Source organism: Xanthomonas sp. 60 (genome assembly GCF_011761925.1).
The window spans coordinates 423,238-439,047 of sequence record NZ_JAASQW010000001.1; the positions used below are offsets into that span (position 1 = coordinate 423,238).

The following is a 15,810-nucleotide window of genomic DNA, read 5'->3' on the forward strand; positions in this document are numbered from 1 at the left end:
GGTACATCCCATGCCATTGATGAAATTCAAGCCCACTTCCCCCGGCCGCCGTTCGGCCGTGCGCGTGGTTACGCCCGATCTGCACAAGGGCGCACCGCACGCAGCGTTGCTGGAGCCGCAGAGCAAGTCCGGTGGTCGTAACCACCACGGTCGCATCACCACGCGTCACGTGGGTGGTGGTCACAAGCAGCATTACCGCGTCATCGACTTCAAGCGCAACAAGGAAGGCATTCCGGCGCGCGTGGAACGCATCGAATACGATCCGAACCGCACCGCCCATATCGCCCTGCTGTGCTACGTCGACGGTGAGCGCCGCTACATCATCGCACCGAAGGGCCTGAAGGCCGGTGACCAGGTGATCGCGGGCTCCGATGCGCCGATCAAGGCAGGCAACACGCTGCCGCTGCGCAACATCCCGGTCGGCACCACGATCCACGGCATCGAACTAAAGCCGGGCAAGGGTGCACAGATCGCGCGTGCCGCCGGCGCCGCCGTGCAGCTCGTCGCCCGTGAAGGCATCTACGCCACCCTGCGCCTGCGCTCGGGTGAAATGCGCAAGGTGCCGGTCGAATGCCGCGCCACCATCGGTGAAGTCGGCAACGACGAGCACAACCTGGAAAAGCTGGGCAAGGCTGGCGCCAAGCGCTGGCGCGGTGTCCGCCCGACCGTTCGTGGTGCTGCCATGAACCCGGTCGACCACCCGCACGGTGGTGGTGAGGCGAAGGCCGGCCAGGGTAATCCGCATCCGGTCACCCCGTGGGGTGTCCCGACCAAGGGTTACAAGACGCGCCATAACAAGCGCACTCAGCAGTTCATCGTCCGCGATCGTAGGGGCTAATCGACCATGGCACGTTCACTCAAGAAAGGCCCGTTTGTCGATCACCACCTTGTTGCAAAGGTGGCAGCCGCTGCGGGTAGCAAGCGTCCGGTGAAGACCTGGTCGCGTCGTTCGATGATCCTGCCTGACATGGTAGGCATCACCATTGCCATTCATAACGGCAAAAACCACATCCCGGTTCTCATCAACGAGAACATGGTCGGCCACAAGCTCGGCGAATTTGCCATCACCCGGACCTTCAAGGGTCACGGTGGTGACAAGAAGTCGGGCAAGTAAGGAGAGATGACAATGGAAGCGAAAGCCATCCTGCGCACTGCGCGCATCTCCCCGCAGAAGGCACGTCTGGTCGCTGACCAGGTGCGCGGTCTGCCGGCCGAGCGTGCGGTCAACCTGCTGAAGTTCTCGGACAAGAAGGCTGCACACCTGATCAAGAAGGTGGTGGAGTCGGCGATTGCCAATGCCGAGAACAACCAGGGCGCCGACGTCGACGAGCTGAAGGTCCAGACCATCATGGTTGATGAAGGTCCGACCCTGAAGCGTTTCATGGCGCGGGCGAAAGGCCGCGGTACCCGCATCCTCAAGCGCACCAGCCACATCACTGTGGTTGTGGGCGCCGGCAAGTAAGGCGGAAAGGAAAACACCATGGGTCATAAAGTTCATCCGATTGGTATCCGCCTCGGTATTTCCAAGGATTGGAACTCCAAGTGGTACGCCAACAAGGCCGAGTTCGCTGGTTATCTGGCAGCCGACCTGAAGGTGCGGGACATGCTGCGCAAGAAGCTCGCGCAGGCCGGCATCAGCAAGATCCTCATCGAGCGTCCGGCGAAGACCGCCCGCGTGACGATCCACACCGCCCGTCCGGGCGTGGTGATCGGCAAGCGTGGCGAGGACATCGAGAAGCTGCGCAAGGAAGTGAGCGAGATGATGGGCGTCCCGGCGCACATCAACGTCACCGAAGTGCGCAAGCCCGAGCTGGACGCCCAGCTGGTTGCCGAGTCCATCGCGCAGCAGCTGGAGCGTCGCATCATGTTCCGCCGTGCGATGAAGCGCTCGGTCGGCAACGCGATGCGCCTCGGTGCCCTGGGCATCAAGGTCAACGTCGGTGGCCGCCTCAACGGTGCTGAAATCGCCCGTTCGGAGTGGTACCGCGAAGGCCGCGTGCCGCTGCACACGCTGCGTGCCGACATCGACTATGGCTTCGCTGAAGCCAAGACGACCTACGGCATCATCGGCATCAAGGTCTGGATCTACAAGGGCGAAGTGTTTGATTTCTCCCAGGTTGGCCAGGAAAAGCAGGACGATTCCCCGCGCAACGATCGTAACGATCGCGGCGACCGCGGTGACCGTCAGCGCCCGGCTCGTGAAGCGAGGTAACGACAATGTTGCAACCCAAGCGAACCAAGTACCGCAAGGTGCACAAGGGCCGTAACGATGGCCTGAGCTGGAGCGCCAACGCTGTCAGCTTCGGCGAGTACGGCCTCAAGGCAACCGCCCACGGCCAGCTGACCGCGCGCCAGATCGAAGCGGCCCGCCGCTCGATCAGCCGCTACGTCAAGCGCGGCGGCAAGATGTGGATCCGCGTGTTCCCCGACAAGCCCATCACCAAGAAGCCCATCGAAGTGCGAATGGGTTCGGGTAAGGGCAACGTGGAATACTGGGTGGCCCAGATCCAGCCCGGCCGCATGATCTATGAAATCGAGGGTGTTACCGAAGACGTGGCACGCGAGGCGTTCCGCCTGGCCGCCGCCAAGCTCTCGGTCACCACCACTTTCGTAACCCGGACGGTGCGCTGATGGACCTCAAACAACTCCGTGAAAAGTCGGCTGACGAACTCAAGGCCCACCTGATCGATCTGCGTAAGGAACAGTTCTCTGTCCGCATGCAGCAGGTCACCGGCCAGCTGCCGAAGACTCACGATATCCGCCGGGTCCGTCGCGAGATTGCTCGCACCAAGACCCTGCTCGGCAGCATCAAGTAAGGATGGCCGCTATGAGCGACAATACTGAAAACAAGACGCTGCGCACGGTCGAAGGCCGTGTCGTCAGCAACAAGATGGACAAGACGGTCACCATCCTGGTCGAACGCCAGGTCAAGCACCCGCTGTACGGCAAGTACATCAAGCGCTCGACCAAGCTGCACGCCCATGATGCCGACAATGCCTGCAACGAAGGCGATGTCGTGCGCGTGACCGAAATTGCTCCGATGTCGAAGACCAAGAACTGGCGCGTGGTGGAAGTCATCACGCGTGCGGCTGAATAAGGAGATCTGACTCATGATCCAGATGCAGAGCTACCTTGACGCCGCGGACAACTCCGGTGCCAAGGAACTGATGTGCATCAAGGTGCTTGGTGGTTCCAAGCGCCGTTATGCCCACATCGGCGACATCATCAAGGTCACCGTCAAGGACGCGATCCCGCGTGGCAAGGTCAAGAAGGGCGAAGTCTACGACGCCGTTGTTGTCCGGACCCGCAAAGGTGTTCGTCGTCCGGACGGTTCGCTGATCCGCTTCGACGGCAACGCTGCCGTGCTGCTGAACAACAAGCAGGAGCCGATCGGTACCCGTATCTTCGGACCGGTGACGCGTGAACTTCGTTCGGAGAAGTTCATGAAGATCGTCTCGCTCGCTCCCGAAGTGCTGTGAGCGACAGGAGATAATCATGGCTAACCGTATCAAGAAGGGCGACCAGGTTGTCGTCACCGCTGGCAAGGACAAGGGCAAGCAGGGCGAAATCGTCCGCGTCGACGGCGACCGCGTGGTCGTCGCCAACGTGAACATCGTCAAGCGCCACACCAAGCCGAACCCGCAGGCAGGTGTTGCCGGCGGCGTGGTCGAGCGTGAAGCGTCGATCCATATCTCCAACGTGCAGATCGTCAACCCGGCAACGGGCAAGGGTGAGCGCGTTGGCTTCAAGGTGCTGGAGGATGGACGCAAACTGCGTGTGTTCCGCTCCAGCGGTGAGGCGCTCGACGCCTGAGGATGCGCTGATGAATACCCGTCTCGAAAAGTTTTACAAGGAAGAAGTAGTCCCGGCGCTGATGAAGCAGTTCGGCTACAAGAATCCGATGGAAGTGCCGAAGCTGGTCAAGGTCACCCTGAACATGGGTGTCGGCGAAGCAGCGACCAACAAGAAGATCCTGGAAAACGCCGTCAACGACATGACCAAGATTTCCGGCCAGAAGCCGGTCGTCACCAAGTCGCGTGTGTCGGTGGCGTCGTTCAAGATCCGTGACGGTTGGCCGATCGGCTGCAAGACCACGCTGCGCCGTGAAAAGATGTACGAGTTCATGGACCGCCTGATCAACATCTCGCTGCCGCGCGTGCGCGACTTCCGTGGTGTTTCCGGTCGTTCCTTCGACGGTCGCGGCAACTTCAACATGGGTGTGAAGGAACAGATCATCTTCCCGGAAATCGACTTCGACGCTGTCGACGCGATCCGCGGCATGGATATCGCCATCACCACCACGGCGAAGACCGATGCGGAAGCCCGTGCGCTGCTGGCAGCGTTCAAGTTCCCGTTCCGTAACTGATACGTCGAGGAATATCCGAAATGGCAAAGACCTCCATGGTCAACCGCGATATCAAGCGGAAGAAGCTGGCCGAGAAGTTCGCTGACAAGCGCGCTGCTCTGAAGAAGATCGTGTCCTCGCCGACCGCGTCTTACGAAGAGAAGATCGAGGCCGCCACCAAGTTGTCGAAGCTGCCGCGCGATTCGTCGCCGAGCCGCCACCGCAACCGTTGCGAACTGTCTGGCCGCCCGCGTGGCGTGTACAGCAAGTTCGGCCTGGGTCGCAACAAGCTCCGCGAAGCCACCATGCGTGGTGACGTCCCGGGCCTGCGCAAGGCCAGCTGGTAATCCAGCGGGCCGGGCGAGCGCCCTCCCTGCAAGGGGAGGGCGGATCCTGGCGGGAGGCGTTCAGCTTCCTGTGAAAAAAAGCGAAGAGCCCGGCGCAGGTCGGGCTCTTTTGCCGTATACTCCCGCGTCTTGCCCGCCGAAGGGTGGGGCGTGCGGCGCGTCGAAGACCCGCCGATTCGTGTTCCAAGGGGCCTGGCCCGTTTCCAGGAGACAACAGAATTCGCGAAAGCGGATATCGGTGCACTCAAAGGTACTCACATGAGCATGACTGATCCCATCGCCGACCTGCTGGTCCGCATCAAGAATGCGGCAGCGGTTGGCAAGCAGACGGTGAAGGCCCCGTCGTCCAAGATCAAGGTTGCGATCGCCCAGGTCCTGAAGGACGAGGGTTACATCACCGACCTGCGCGTGACCGCGCTCGAGAACAACAAGTCCGAGCTCGAGATCGTGCTGAAGTATTTCGAAGGCAAGCCGGTCATCGCGACCCTGAAGCGTTTCTCGCGGTCGGGCCTGCGCCAGTACCGTGGCAAGAGCGAACTGCCGAAGGTCATGAACGGCCTCGGTATCTCCATCATTTCCACCTCCAAGGGCATCATGACTGATGCGCAGGCGCGCCAGCTGGGCGTCGGCGGCGAAGTCCTGTGCTTCGTGGCCTAAGGCGAAAGGAGTAAGACATGTCCCGTGTAGCCAAGAAGCCGATCGACCTGGGCAAGGTCGAACTGAACGTCCAGAATGACAACGTCATCGCCAAGGGCCCGAAGGGCTCGCTGTCGCTGGCCAAGCCCGCTGGCATCTCCATCAACGTCGACAACGGCGTTGCCACCCTGAGCACCGAAGACGAGAGCCTGATTCCGCTGGCCGGCACCGTCCGCGCGATCCTGGCCAACATGGTCAAGGGCGTTTCGGAAGGTTTCGAGCGCAAGCTGGAGCTGGTGGGCGTGGGTTACCGTGCTTCCATGCAGGGCAAGGACCTGAGCCTGGCGCTCGGTTACTCGCACCCGATCCTGTTCGTGGCGCCGGAAGGCATCACCATCACCACCCCGACCCAGACCGAAGTGCTGGTGCAGGGTGCTGACAAGCAGGTGGTCGGTGAAGTCGCCGCCAAGATCCGTGCGTTCCGCAAGCCGGAGCCGTACAAGGGCAAGGGCGTGAAGTACTCCGACGAAGTCATCATTCGCAAGGAAGCCAAGAAGGCCTAAGTGCGAGTCCCCTGCAGGAGCGCGCACACCCGTGTGCGGTTTCCCGGGGGAGCAGCCCAACCTTCAGCTTTCCAGGACAAATAATCATGAACAAGAACATCGCCCGCCTGCGCCGCGCCAAGTCGACCCGTGCCCACATCCGTGTGCTCGGTGTTGCTCGCCTGTCGGTGCTGCGCACTGGCCAGCACCTGTACGCACAGGTCTTCACCGCCGACGGCTCCAAGGTGCTGGCTGCCGCCAACACCACCCAGGCCGACGTCATGGAAGGCCTGAAGAACGGCAAGAACGCCGAAGCCGCCGCCAAGGTGGGCCGTATCGTTGCAGAGCGCGCCAAGGCCGCCGGCATCGAGAAGGTTGCGTTCGACCGCTCCGGTTACCGTTACCACGGCCGCATCAAGGCCCTGGCTGACGCTGCCCGCGAAGCCGGCCTGCAGTTCTAAGGGATCAGGGCAGGGGGCTTCGGCCCCCATGTCCGCCTGCTCGCCAGCCTGAGTGAGGCTGGGCGGCGCCGCTCTTCTGCAGCGGCCCACCGCAACAACGCACCACTCCACAACCATAAGCGGCCTCGAGCCGTACATAACCCAACAACCAAGGAATAAACATGGCAGAAGAACGTCAGCAGCGGGGTCGCGACCGCGACCGTAACCGCGAAGAGAAAGTCGACGATGGCATGATCGAGAAGCTGGTCGCGGTCAACCGCGTCAGCAAGACCGTCAAGGGTGGTCGTCAGTTCACCTTCACCGCCCTGACCGTGGTCGGCGATGGCGAAGGCAAGGTCGGTTTCGGCTACGGCAAGGCGCGTGAAGTGCCGGTCGCCATCCAGAAGTCGATGGAGCAGGCCCGCCGCAACCAGGTCAGCGTTGACCTGAACAACGGTACCCTGTGGCACACCATCAAGGACGGCCACGGCGCCGCCCGCGTGTTCATGCAGCCCGCTTCGGAAGGTACTGGTGTCATCGCCGGTGGCGCCATGCGCGCCGTGCTGGAAGCGGTCGGCGTGAAGAACGTGCTGGCCAAGGCCACCGGCTCGCGCAACCCGATCAACCTGGTCCGTGCGACCGTGAAGGGTCTGGCTGCCGTGCAGTCGCCGGCCCGCATCGCGGCCAAGCGTGGCAAGAAGGTGGAGGATCTGAACCATGGCTAATGACACCAACAAGACCGTCAAGGTGCGCCTGGTGCGTGGCCTGCGTGGTTCCCAGGCCCGTCACCGTCTGTCGGTGCGTGCGCTGGGCCTGAACAAGCTCAACGATGTGCGTGAACTGAAGGACAGCCCGCAGGTTCGCGGCCTGATCAACAAGGTCCACTACCTCGTCAAGGTTGAGGAATAATCCAATGACCATGAATCTGAATGAACTGAGCCCGGCGCCGGGCGCCCGCACCGTACGCAAGCGCGTCGGCCGTGGCATCGGTTCCGGCCTGGGCAAGACCTGCGGCCGCGGCCACAAGGGTTCGTTCGCCCGCAAGGGTGGCGGCAAGATCAAGGCCGGTTTCGAAGGCGGCCAGACCCCGATGCAGCGTCGTCTGCCGAAGATCGGCTTCAACTCGCCGATCGCCAAGGACACCGCTGAAGTGCTGCTTTACCAGCTGGACAAGCTGCCGGCCGGCGAAATCGATTTCGCTGCCCTGCGTGCGGCCAAGCTGGTCCCGAGTGTCGCCAAGAAGGCCAAGATCGTCCTCAAGGGCGAGCTGACCAAGGCGTACACCCTGAAGGGCATCACGGCCACGGCGGGTGCCAAGGCTGCGATTGAAGCTGCCGGCGGCAGCGTGACGGAGTAAGAAAATCATGGCGCAAGCTGGCATCGGAAACCTCGCGGGCGGGATGGCCAAGTTCACTGAACTTCGTCAGCGTCTGCTGTTTGTCGTCGGGGCTTTGATCGTCTACCGCATCGGCTGCTATGTGCCGGTGCCGGGCGTGAATCCCGATGCCATGCTTGCCATGATGCAGCAGCAGGGCGGCGGTATCGTGGACATGTTCAACATGTTCTCGGGCGGCGCCCTGCACCGTTTCTCGATCTTCGCGCTGAACGTGCTGCCGTACATCTCGGCTTCCATCGTGATGCAGCTGGCGGTGCACATCTTCCCCTCGCTCAAGGCGATGCAGAAGGAAGGCGAGTCCGGCCGCCGCAAGATCACCCAGTATTCGCGCATCGGCGCGGTGCTGCTGGCCATCGTGCAGAGCAGTTCGATCGCGCTGGCGCTGCAGAACCAGGTGTCGCCGGGTGGCGCGCCGGTGGTCTATGCCCCGGGCATGGGCTTCGTGTTGACCGCCGTGATCGCCCTGACCGCCGGCACCATCTTCCTGATGTGGGTCGGTGAGCAGGTGACCGAGCGGGGCATCGGCAACGGCGTGTCGCTGATCATCTTCGCCGGCATCGTGGCCGGGCTGCCGGGTGCGGTCATCCACACCTTCAGCGCCTACCAGGATGGCAACATCCAGTTCATCCAGCTGCTGCTGATCGCGCTGGTGGTGCTGGCCTTCACCTTCTTCGTGGTGTTCGTCGAGCGCGGCCAGCGCCGCATCACGGTGAACTACGCGCGTCGCCAGGGCGGACGCAATGCGTACATGAACCAGACCTCGTTCCTGCCGCTGAAGCTCAACATGGCCGGCGTGATCCCCGCGATCTTCGCCTCCAGCCTGCTGGCCTTCCCGGCGACGCTGTCGCTGTGGTCCGGCCAGGCGGCCAACCAGAGCGCGGTGGGCATGTGGCTGCAGCGCGTCGCCAACGCGCTCGGCCCGGGCGAGCCGCTGCACATGATCGTGTTCGCCGCGCTGATCACCGGCTTCGCGTTCTTCTACACCGCGCTGGTGTTCAACTCGCAGGAAACCGCCGACAACCTGAAGAAGTCGGGCGCGCTGATTCCGGGCATCCGTCCGGGCAAGGCAACCGCCGACTATATCGACGGCGTGCTGACCCGACTGACCGCGGCCGGTTCGGCGTACCTGGTGATCGTCTGCCTGCTGCCGGAACTGATGCGCACGCAGCTCAATGCGTCGTTCTACTTCGGCGGTACCTCGCTGCTGATCGTGGTGGTGGTGGTGATGGACTTCATCGCCCAGGTGCAGGCCCACCTGATGTCGCACCAGTATGAAAGCCTGTTGAAGAAGTCCAACCTGAAGGGCGGCAATCGCGGCGGTTTTGCTCGCGGCTGATCAGCCTGCTACACTATCGTCTTCCTGCTGTGATGGTCCTCCGCTTCGCGGACCCGGCCATCCAAAGAAGGGCGGCCCCCGCAGCGGTTCCGGGTGGGGGTGAGATGGGGTGGTCCTGCGCAGGAGTAGCGCGGGCGGTCGAAGGAACCTGTTCCTGATTCCAACCTCATCCGGCGCCGGAGCCTGGGCACACTCCCCAGGCCGGGCCTTCGAACCTTCGGGTTCAGGGCTTCACGTACACCGGAACCGTGTTCGATTCGTTTGCTCACATTGATCTATCCTGCCGGATTTGCGCGCCTTCGGGGTGCGCGGTCGGCCATCACTCAGCTGGAGAACCGCGTCATGGCGCGTATTGCAGGCGTCAACCTGCCAGCCCAGAAGCATGTCTGGGTCGGGTTGCAAAGCATTTACGGCATCGGCCGTACCCGTTCGAAGAAGGTCTGCGACTCCGCGGGCGTCACTTCGACCACCAAGATCCGCGATCTGTCGGAGCCGGAAATCGAGCGCCTGCGCGCCGAAGTCGGCAAGTACATCGTGGAAGGCGATCTGCGCCGTGAAATCGGTATCGCGATCAAGCGCCTGATGGATCTGGGCTGCTACCGCGGTCTGCGTCACCGTCGCGGTCTTCCGCTGCGTGGCCAGCGTACCCGTACCAACGCCCGCACCCGCAAGGGTCCGCGCAAGGCGATCAGGAAGTAAGGGACCTATAAATGGCTAAGCCCGCTGCTAAGACCAAGAAGAAGATCAAGCGCGTCATCACTGATGGCGTTGCCCACGTCCACGCTTCTTTCAACAACACCATCGTCACCATCACCGACCGCCAGGGCAATGCCCTGTCCTGGGCGACCTCCGGTGGCGCCGGCTTCCGCGGTTCGCGCAAGTCGACCCCGTTCGCTGCCCAGGTTGCCGCCGAAAAGGCAGGCCGCGCTGCGCTCGACTACGGCGTGAAGTCGCTGGAAGTCCGCATCAAGGGCCCGGGTCCGGGTCGTGAGTCCGCCGTTCGTTCGCTGAACAACGTCGGTTACAAGATCACCAACATCATCGACGTGACGCCTATCCCGCACAACGGGTGCCGTCCGCCGAAGAAGCGTCGCGTCTAAGGGAGCGATAAAGAAATGGCTCGTTATATCGGTCCTACCTGTAAGCTCGCCCGTCGCGAAGGCGCCGACCTGTCCCTGAAGAGCCCGGCGCGTTCGCTGGACTCCAAGTGCAAGCTGGAGCAGAAGCCCGGCCAGCACGGCGCTACCGCCCGCAAGGGCAAGCTGTCCGACTACGCCACCCAGCTGCGTGAAAAGCAGAAGGTCAAGCGTATCTACGGCCTGCTGGAGCGTCAGTTCCGCAACTACTACAAGAAGGCCTCGACCAAGAAGGGCAACACCGGCGAGAACCTGCTGCAGCTGCTGGAAACCCGCCTGGACAACGTCGTCTACCGCATGGGCTTCGCCGTCACCCGTCCGGCCGCCCGTCAGCTGGTTTCGCACCGTGGCGTGACCGTCAACGGCAAGTCCGTCAACCTGGCTTCGTACCAGGTCAAGGCGGGCGATGCCGTGGCTCTGTCCGAGAAGGCTGCCAAGCAGCTTCGCGTGCAGGAAGCCTTGACGGTTTCTGCTACGCACGACCTGCGTCCGTCGTGGGTTGAAGTGGATTCCGGCAAGTTCGCCGGCATCTTCAAGGCTGTGCCGGATCGTGCGGACCTGCCTGCGGATATCAACGAAGCGCTGATCGTCGAGCTGTATTCGAAGTAATTCACATTGGAGAGCCCCCGGCGACGGCCGGGGGTTCACTAGGAGAACCCGCAACATGACGGTTACCGCCAACCAGGTTCTGCGTCCTCGCGGTCCGCAGATCGAACGCCTTACCGACACCCGCGCCAAGGTCGTGATCGAGCCCTTGGAGCGTGGTTATGGGCATACGCTGGGCAACGCCCTGCGTCGCGTGCTGCTGTCGTCCATTCCGGGCTACGCCATCACGGAAGTCGAGATCGACGGCGTGTTGCACGAGTACACCACGGTCGAAGGGCTCCAGGAGGACGTGCTCGAAGTCCTGCTGAACCTCAAGGACGTGGCCATCCGTATGCATTCCGGTGACACCGCCACCCTGTCGCTGTCCAAGCAGGGTCCGGGCGTTGTCACAGCAGCCGATATCAAGGTCGATCACAACGTGGAAGTCCTCAACGGCGACCATGTGATCTGCAACCTGACCAAGGATACGGCGATCAACATGCGTCTGAAGATCGAGCGTGGTTTCGGCTATCAGCCGGCTGCCGCGCGTCGTCGTCCGGACGAAGAAACCCGTGCCATCGGCCGTCTGGTCCTGGATGCCTCGTTCTCGCCGGTCCGCCGTGTCGCCTATGCCGTGGAAGCGGCGCGTGTCGAACAGCGTACCGATCTGGACAAGCTGGTCATCGATATCGAGACCAACGGCACCATCGACGCCGAGGAAGCGGTGCGTACCGCGGCCGACATCCTCAGCGACCAGCTGTCGGTGTTCGGTGACTTCACCCATCGCGATCGCGGTGCGGCGAAGCCGGCCAACAACGGCGTGGATCCGGTGCTGCTGCGCCCGATCGACGACCTGGAACTGACCGTGCGTTCGGCCAACTGCCTCAAGGCGGAAAGCATCTATTACATCGGCGATCTGATCCAGAAGACCGAAGTGGAGCTGCTGAAGACCCCGAACCTGGGCAAGAAGTCGCTCACCGAGATCAAGGAAGTGCTGGCCCAGCGTGGCCTGTCCCTCGGCATGAAGCTGGAGAACTGGCCGCCGGCCGGCGTCGCCAGCCACGGCATGCTGGGCTGATCATAGCCTTCTGCAGGACCCCCGGAGGCTTCACTGGAAACGGTGGAGCCTCCGTCTGCGTCAACCGGCACCTGCCGGCGTACGACCCTCGACGGACACACAGTCCGCAGGCAGGCCGACCAGGAGGGGCGGCCAGGACCATCCGCAGTCCGAATTGAACGCCAGGACGGCGACAACGATCCTCAAAGTCACATCATTCCAAAGGAATCCTCACCATGCGTCACCAGAAATCCGGCCGCAAGTTCAGCCGCACCAGCGCCCACCGCGAAGCGATGTTCAAGAACATGGCGGCCTCGCTGTTCAAGCACGAGCTGATCAAGACCACCCTGCCGAAGGCCAAGGAACTGCGCCGCGTTGCCGAGCCGCTGATCACCCTGGCCAAGGTCGATTCCGTGGCGAACCGTCGTCTGGCGTTTGCGCGCCTGCGTGACAACGAAGCCGTGGGCAACCTGTTCACCATCCTGGGCCCGCGCTACGCGAACCGTCCGGGCGGCTACCTGCGCCTGCTGAAGTGCGGTTTCCGCGCCGGCGACAATGCGCCGATGGCCTACGTGGAGCTGGTGGATCGTCCGGCCGCTGTTGCCGAGGAAGTGGCCGAGTAATCGGTCTTTCCGGTTGTCTGTCAGAAGCCCGGCCCCGTGCCGGGCTTTTGCATTGTCGGGACAGCGCGGCGAACGGCGGAGCCCGTCGTGGCTGCTGCCGAAGCTGGGGAAGCCGCAGCGGTACGCGGGTGGCGTGCACGTCCCGGGCTGGCTCGGGTACCCTTGGCAGCTGCCTTCTGGAATCTTCCGATGAACCCGTTGCGTTGGCCGTTCCGTGCCCAGTTCTTCCTCGGCTTCCTGATCTGCGTCGGGTTGCTGGCCTATGCGGTTTTCCTGCAGTTGAAGATGGGCCTGGAGCCGTGTCCGCTGTGCATTTTCCAGCGCCTGGCGTTCGCTGCGCTCGGGATCGTGTTCCTGATCGGCGCGCTGCATGGGCCGGGCAACCGGCCTGGCCGGGTGACCTACGGCGTGCTTGCCTTCGTTGCGGCCGCTGTGGGCATGGGCATCGCGGGCCGGCACGTCTATGTGCAGCTGCTGCCGCCGGAGATGGGCTCCACCTGTGGTCCGCCGCTGAGCTTCCTGAGCGAGACCATGGGGCCGTTCGAGGTGTTCCGTACGGTGCTGACCGGCACCGGCAACTGCGGCAACATCGATTGGACGTTCCTGGGCCTGACCATGCCCATGTGGTCGCTGGTGTTCTTCATCGCGCTGGCCGCTTGGGCATTGATCGTTTCATTGCGCCGCGTGCGCTGAGCACGCGGTTTCCCGTGGCGCTGGACAGGTTCCGGCGCTGCCTTCGAGTCACCTGGAATCGCCATGTCCGCCGTTGATCCTTCTTCGCTCCCGCTGTCGTCGTCTTCCGGGTGGACGCCCGACAGCTGGCGTGCGCGTCCGGCGCTGCAGATGCCCACCTACCCGGATCCGATCGCGCTGGAGGCGGCGCTGCACGAGCTCAAGCGACTGCCGCCCCTGGTGACGTCGTGGGAGATCCTGGCGCTCAAGCAGCAGCTGGCCGAGGCGCAGGAAGGCAAGCGGTTCCTGCTGCAGGGCGGGGACTGTGCGGAGAATTTCAGCGATTGCGAATCGACGATGATCTCCAACCGGCTCAAGGTGCTGCTGCAGATGAGCCTGGTGCTCGTGCACGGCCTGCGCAAGCCGGTGATCCGCGTGGGCCGCTTCGCCGGACAGTATGCCAAGCCGCGCTCGGCCGACACGGAGACGCGCGACGGCGTCACCCTGCCAAGCTACCGCGGTGATGTCATCAACGCGCCGGCCTTCACCGAAGCAGCGCGACTGCCTGATCCGCGGCGGATGCTGCAGGCCCACGCGCATTCGGCGATGACCATGAATTTCGTGCGGGCGCTGATCGACGGAGGCTTCGCCGACCTGCATCACCCGGAGTACTGGAACCTGGATTGGGTGCGGCACTCGCCGCTCGCCGTCGAGTACCAGAAGATGGTGACCTCGATAGAAGATTCCGTGCGCTTCATGGAAACCATTTCCGGTGCGCGCATCCACAATCTCAAGCGCGTGGACTTCTACACCTCGCACGAGGCGCTGCTGCTGCCATACGAGCAGGCGCTGACGCGCCAGGTGCCGCGGCAGCAGGGCTGGCTGAACCTTTCCACGCATTATCCGTGGATCGGCATGCGCACCGCCGCGCTGGACGGCGCGCATGTGGAATACCTGCGCGGTGTGCGCAATCCGATCGCGATCAAGGTCGGCCCGTCGGTGCAGCCCGATCAGCTGCTGCGCCTGATGGACGTGCTCAATCCTGATGACGAGCCCGGTCGCCTGACCTTCATCCATCGCATGGGGGCGGCGAAGATCGCCGACACGTTGCCGCCGCTGCTGGAGGCGGTCAGGCGCGATGGCCGTCGCGTGCTCTGGGTATGCGATGCCATGCACGGCAACACCGAGAGTACGGACAACGGGTACAAAACGCGCCGCTTCGACAACGTCCGCGGTGAAGTGGAGATGTCCTTCGAACTGCACGCCGCGGCCGGCACGCGGCTGGGGGGCGTGCACCTGGAACTGACGGGTGAGGACGTCACCGAGTGCACCGGCGGCGCGCGCGAGCTGACCGAACGTGACCTGGAGCGCGCCTACCGCTCCTCGGTGGATCCGCGCCTGAACTACGAGCAGTCGCTGGAGATCGCCATGGCCATCGTGCGCAAGCACGAGGCGGTTGGCTGAGTCCATGGACAGGATGCTTACGAACGCCTGACGCGATGGTCATGCGGCCTGCGTCAGGCTCGGGCCTTTGACGACCCGGCAGGAGGTGGCGCGGTGCCCCATTGGCAACAGGCTCAAGCATTCGTGGTGCCGCTGGCGATCGCGCTCGCGGTAGGTGCACTGGGCGCGTGGGCGATCCTCGCGCTGTATCGCCGCCTCGAGGGGCGTGATCGCCGCCGCGCACGGATCGGGCGCGTGCTCGGCCCACCCCTGGCCCTGGCGCTGCCACTGTTCCTGCTGGTGCCGGCACTGGAAGCCACGCCCCTGCAGGAGCCGTGGCTGCATCAGATCCAGCGCCTGCTGCACATCGGCCTGACCGGATGCTTCGTATGGCTGCTGGTACGGGGCGTGGCCGCCATCGAGACGATGATCCTGCGCAACCATCCCATCGAGGTCGCGGACAACCTGGAGGCGCGCCGCATCCAGACGCAGACGCGGGTGCTGAGCCGCGTGGTGATGGGCGGCATCATCCTGCTGGGCGTCTCGCTGATACTGCTGCAGTTCGAGATGGTGGCGAAGATCGGCTCGGCCCTGCTGGCGTCGGCCGGTTTGATCGGCCTGGTCGCCGGTATCGCCGCCAAGCCGGTGTTCGGCAATCTGATCGCCGGCCTCCAGATCGCGCTGACCCAGCCGATCCGCCTGGACGATGTGGTGATCGTCGAAGGGGAGTGGGGCCGCATCGAGGAGATCACCAGCAGCTACGTGGTGGTGCGCATCTGGGATGAGCGCCGCATGGTCGTACCGCTGACCTGGTTCATCGAAAATCCGTTCCAGAACTGGACCCGCCGCAATGCCGACCTGCTCGGCACCGCCTTCCTGTGGCTGGACTACCGGGCGCCGATCCCCGCCATCCGCGCCGAGCTGGAGCGTATCTGCAAGGACCAACCCCTGTGGGACGGCCGTGTCTGCGTGACCCAGGTCACCGAGACCACCGAGCACACCCTGCAGGTCCGCCTCCTGGTCAGTGCACGCAATTCCGGCGATGCCTTCGACCTGCGCTGCCTGGTGCGGGAGCGGATGCTCGATTTCCTGACCCGCGAGCACCCTGCTGCGCTGCCCAAGGTGCGGGCGCAGGTCGAGCGTCCGGAGACTGAAGGCTCACCGCGCCGCATCGCACGCCCGACACCGGCAGAGGACGTGCGCTCGCCCGGTGCCGAGGATGGCGAGCCGGCCGTGCAGGCGTCGTAGCCAT

26 protein-coding genes are annotated in these 15,810 nt (G+C 63.6%); all 26 read left to right on the forward strand.

What is annotated here, in order from left to right:
* Nucleotides 1-10: 10 nt before the first annotated feature.
* The 26 genes from rplB to FHY09_RS02045 all read left to right on the forward strand — a co-directional run bounded on the left by rplB (nt 11) and on the right by FHY09_RS02045 (nt 15,806).
* Nucleotides 11-838, forward strand: a complete 828-nt coding sequence (gene rplB, locus FHY09_RS01920) for a 50S ribosomal protein L2 (protein ID WP_042614227.1) — start codon at nt 11-13, stop codon at nt 836-838.
* Nucleotides 839-844: 6 nt separating this feature from the next.
* Nucleotides 845-1,114: a 30S ribosomal protein S19 gene (gene rpsS / locus FHY09_RS01925; RefSeq protein ID WP_166923614.1), complete on the forward strand. Its 270-nt coding sequence runs from the start codon at nt 845-847 to the stop codon at nt 1,112-1,114.
* Between the two features lie 12 nt (nt 1,115-1,126).
* The gene (rplV, locus tag FHY09_RS01930; RefSeq protein ID WP_080375339.1) at nt 1,127-1,462 is read left to right on the forward strand and encodes a 50S ribosomal protein L22; all 336 of its coding nucleotides are present in this window, start codon (nt 1,127-1,129) and stop codon (nt 1,460-1,462) included.
* 18 nt (nt 1,463-1,480) lie between these two features.
* The gene (rpsC, locus tag FHY09_RS01935) at nt 1,481-2,212 is read left to right on the forward strand and encodes a 30S ribosomal protein S3 (protein WP_017355411.1); all 732 of its coding nucleotides are present in this window, start codon (nt 1,481-1,483) and stop codon (nt 2,210-2,212) included.
* A gap of 5 nt (nt 2,213-2,217) precedes the next feature.
* Complete coding sequence (gene rplP, locus FHY09_RS01940) at nt 2,218-2,631, forward strand: 50S ribosomal protein L16 (RefSeq protein WP_042614224.1); 414 nt, start codon at nt 2,218-2,220, stop codon at nt 2,629-2,631.
* Nucleotides 2,631-2,816 (forward strand): 50S ribosomal protein L29, encoded by a 186-nt coding sequence (rpmC, locus tag FHY09_RS01945; protein ID WP_042614223.1) that lies wholly within the window; start codon nt 2,631-2,633, stop codon nt 2,814-2,816. Before rplP ends, rpmC begins: the two co-directional genes overlap by 1 nt.
* 11 nt (nt 2,817-2,827) lie before the next feature.
* Complete coding sequence (gene rpsQ / locus FHY09_RS01950) at nt 2,828-3,097, forward strand: 30S ribosomal protein S17 (protein ID WP_166923616.1); 270 nt, start codon at nt 2,828-2,830, stop codon at nt 3,095-3,097.
* A 13-nt stretch (nt 3,098-3,110) separates the two neighbouring features.
* Nucleotides 3,111-3,479 (forward strand): 50S ribosomal protein L14, encoded by a 369-nt coding sequence (rplN, locus tag FHY09_RS01955; RefSeq protein ID WP_042614221.1) that lies wholly within the window; start codon nt 3,111-3,113, stop codon nt 3,477-3,479.
* Nucleotides 3,480-3,495: 16 nt separating this feature from the next.
* Entirely contained in the window at nt 3,496-3,813 is a 318-nt protein-coding gene (rplX, locus tag FHY09_RS01960; RefSeq protein WP_166923618.1) for a 50S ribosomal protein L24, read from the forward strand.
* Between the two features lie 10 nt (nt 3,814-3,823).
* On the forward strand, nt 3,824-4,366 hold the full coding sequence (gene rplE, locus FHY09_RS01965; protein ID WP_166923620.1) for a 50S ribosomal protein L5: 543 nt from the start codon (nt 3,824-3,826) through the stop codon (nt 4,364-4,366).
* 20 nt (nt 4,367-4,386) lie between these two features.
* Nucleotides 4,387-4,692, forward strand: a complete 306-nt coding sequence (gene rpsN, locus FHY09_RS01970; RefSeq protein ID WP_166923622.1) for a 30S ribosomal protein S14 — start codon at nt 4,387-4,389, stop codon at nt 4,690-4,692.
* A gap of 258 nt (nt 4,693-4,950) precedes the next feature.
* On the forward strand, nt 4,951-5,349 hold the full coding sequence (gene rpsH / locus FHY09_RS01975; protein ID WP_004145387.1) for a 30S ribosomal protein S8: 399 nt from the start codon (nt 4,951-4,953) through the stop codon (nt 5,347-5,349).
* A gap of 17 nt (nt 5,350-5,366) precedes the next feature.
* Nucleotides 5,367-5,891, forward strand: a complete 525-nt coding sequence (gene rplF / locus FHY09_RS01980) for a 50S ribosomal protein L6 (RefSeq protein WP_166923624.1) — start codon at nt 5,367-5,369, stop codon at nt 5,889-5,891.
* 80 nt (nt 5,892-5,971) lie between these two features.
* Complete coding sequence (gene rplR / locus FHY09_RS01985; protein ID WP_456362699.1) at nt 5,972-6,331, forward strand: 50S ribosomal protein L18; 360 nt, start codon at nt 5,972-5,974, stop codon at nt 6,329-6,331.
* Nucleotides 6,332-6,492: 161 nt separating this feature from the next.
* Complete coding sequence (rpsE, locus tag FHY09_RS01990) at nt 6,493-7,035, forward strand: 30S ribosomal protein S5 (RefSeq protein WP_166923628.1); 543 nt, start codon at nt 6,493-6,495, stop codon at nt 7,033-7,035.
* The gene (rpmD, locus tag FHY09_RS01995; protein ID WP_166923630.1) at nt 7,028-7,219 is read left to right on the forward strand and encodes a 50S ribosomal protein L30; all 192 of its coding nucleotides are present in this window, start codon (nt 7,028-7,030) and stop codon (nt 7,217-7,219) included. The genes rpsE and rpmD overlap by 8 nt, the downstream gene beginning before the upstream one ends.
* Before the next feature lie 4 nt (nt 7,220-7,223).
* Complete coding sequence (gene rplO / locus FHY09_RS02000) at nt 7,224-7,667, forward strand: 50S ribosomal protein L15 (RefSeq protein ID WP_166923632.1); 444 nt, start codon at nt 7,224-7,226, stop codon at nt 7,665-7,667.
* Nucleotides 7,668-7,674: 7 nt separating this feature from the next.
* Nucleotides 7,675-9,042, forward strand: a complete 1,368-nt coding sequence (gene secY / locus FHY09_RS02005) for a preprotein translocase subunit SecY (protein WP_166923634.1) — start codon at nt 7,675-7,677, stop codon at nt 9,040-9,042.
* Between the two features lie 342 nt (nt 9,043-9,384).
* Nucleotides 9,385-9,741: a 30S ribosomal protein S13 gene (rpsM, locus tag FHY09_RS02010; protein ID WP_057649279.1), complete on the forward strand. Its 357-nt coding sequence runs from the start codon at nt 9,385-9,387 to the stop codon at nt 9,739-9,741.
* An 11-nt stretch (nt 9,742-9,752) separates the two neighbouring features.
* Nucleotides 9,753-10,142, forward strand: coding sequence for a 30S ribosomal protein S11 (gene rpsK / locus FHY09_RS02015; RefSeq protein ID WP_042614211.1), 390 nt, complete (start codon nt 9,753-9,755; stop codon nt 10,140-10,142).
* A 15-nt stretch (nt 10,143-10,157) separates the two neighbouring features.
* Nucleotides 10,158-10,787: a 30S ribosomal protein S4 gene (gene rpsD / locus FHY09_RS02020; protein ID WP_166923636.1), complete on the forward strand. Its 630-nt coding sequence runs from the start codon at nt 10,158-10,160 to the stop codon at nt 10,785-10,787.
* A 55-nt stretch (nt 10,788-10,842) separates the two neighbouring features.
* Nucleotides 10,843-11,841, forward strand: a complete 999-nt coding sequence (locus tag FHY09_RS02025; RefSeq protein ID WP_166923639.1) for a DNA-directed RNA polymerase subunit alpha — start codon at nt 10,843-10,845, stop codon at nt 11,839-11,841.
* Between the two features lie 215 nt (nt 11,842-12,056).
* Entirely contained in the window at nt 12,057-12,443 is a 387-nt protein-coding gene (gene rplQ, locus FHY09_RS02030) for a 50S ribosomal protein L17 (protein WP_166923641.1), read from the forward strand.
* Nucleotides 12,444-12,632: 189 nt separating this feature from the next.
* Nucleotides 12,633-13,136, forward strand: a complete 504-nt coding sequence (locus FHY09_RS02035; RefSeq protein ID WP_166923643.1) for a disulfide bond formation protein B — start codon at nt 12,633-12,635, stop codon at nt 13,134-13,136.
* 63 nt (nt 13,137-13,199) lie between these two features.
* Nucleotides 13,200-14,579, forward strand: coding sequence for a class II 3-deoxy-7-phosphoheptulonate synthase (locus FHY09_RS02040; RefSeq protein WP_166923645.1), 1,380 nt, complete (start codon nt 13,200-13,202; stop codon nt 14,577-14,579).
* Between the two features lie 93 nt (nt 14,580-14,672).
* Nucleotides 14,673-15,806 (forward strand): mechanosensitive ion channel family protein, encoded by a 1,134-nt coding sequence (locus FHY09_RS02045; protein WP_166923647.1) that lies wholly within the window; start codon nt 14,673-14,675, stop codon nt 15,804-15,806.
* The last annotated feature ends 4 nt before the right edge of the window (nt 15,807-15,810 follow it).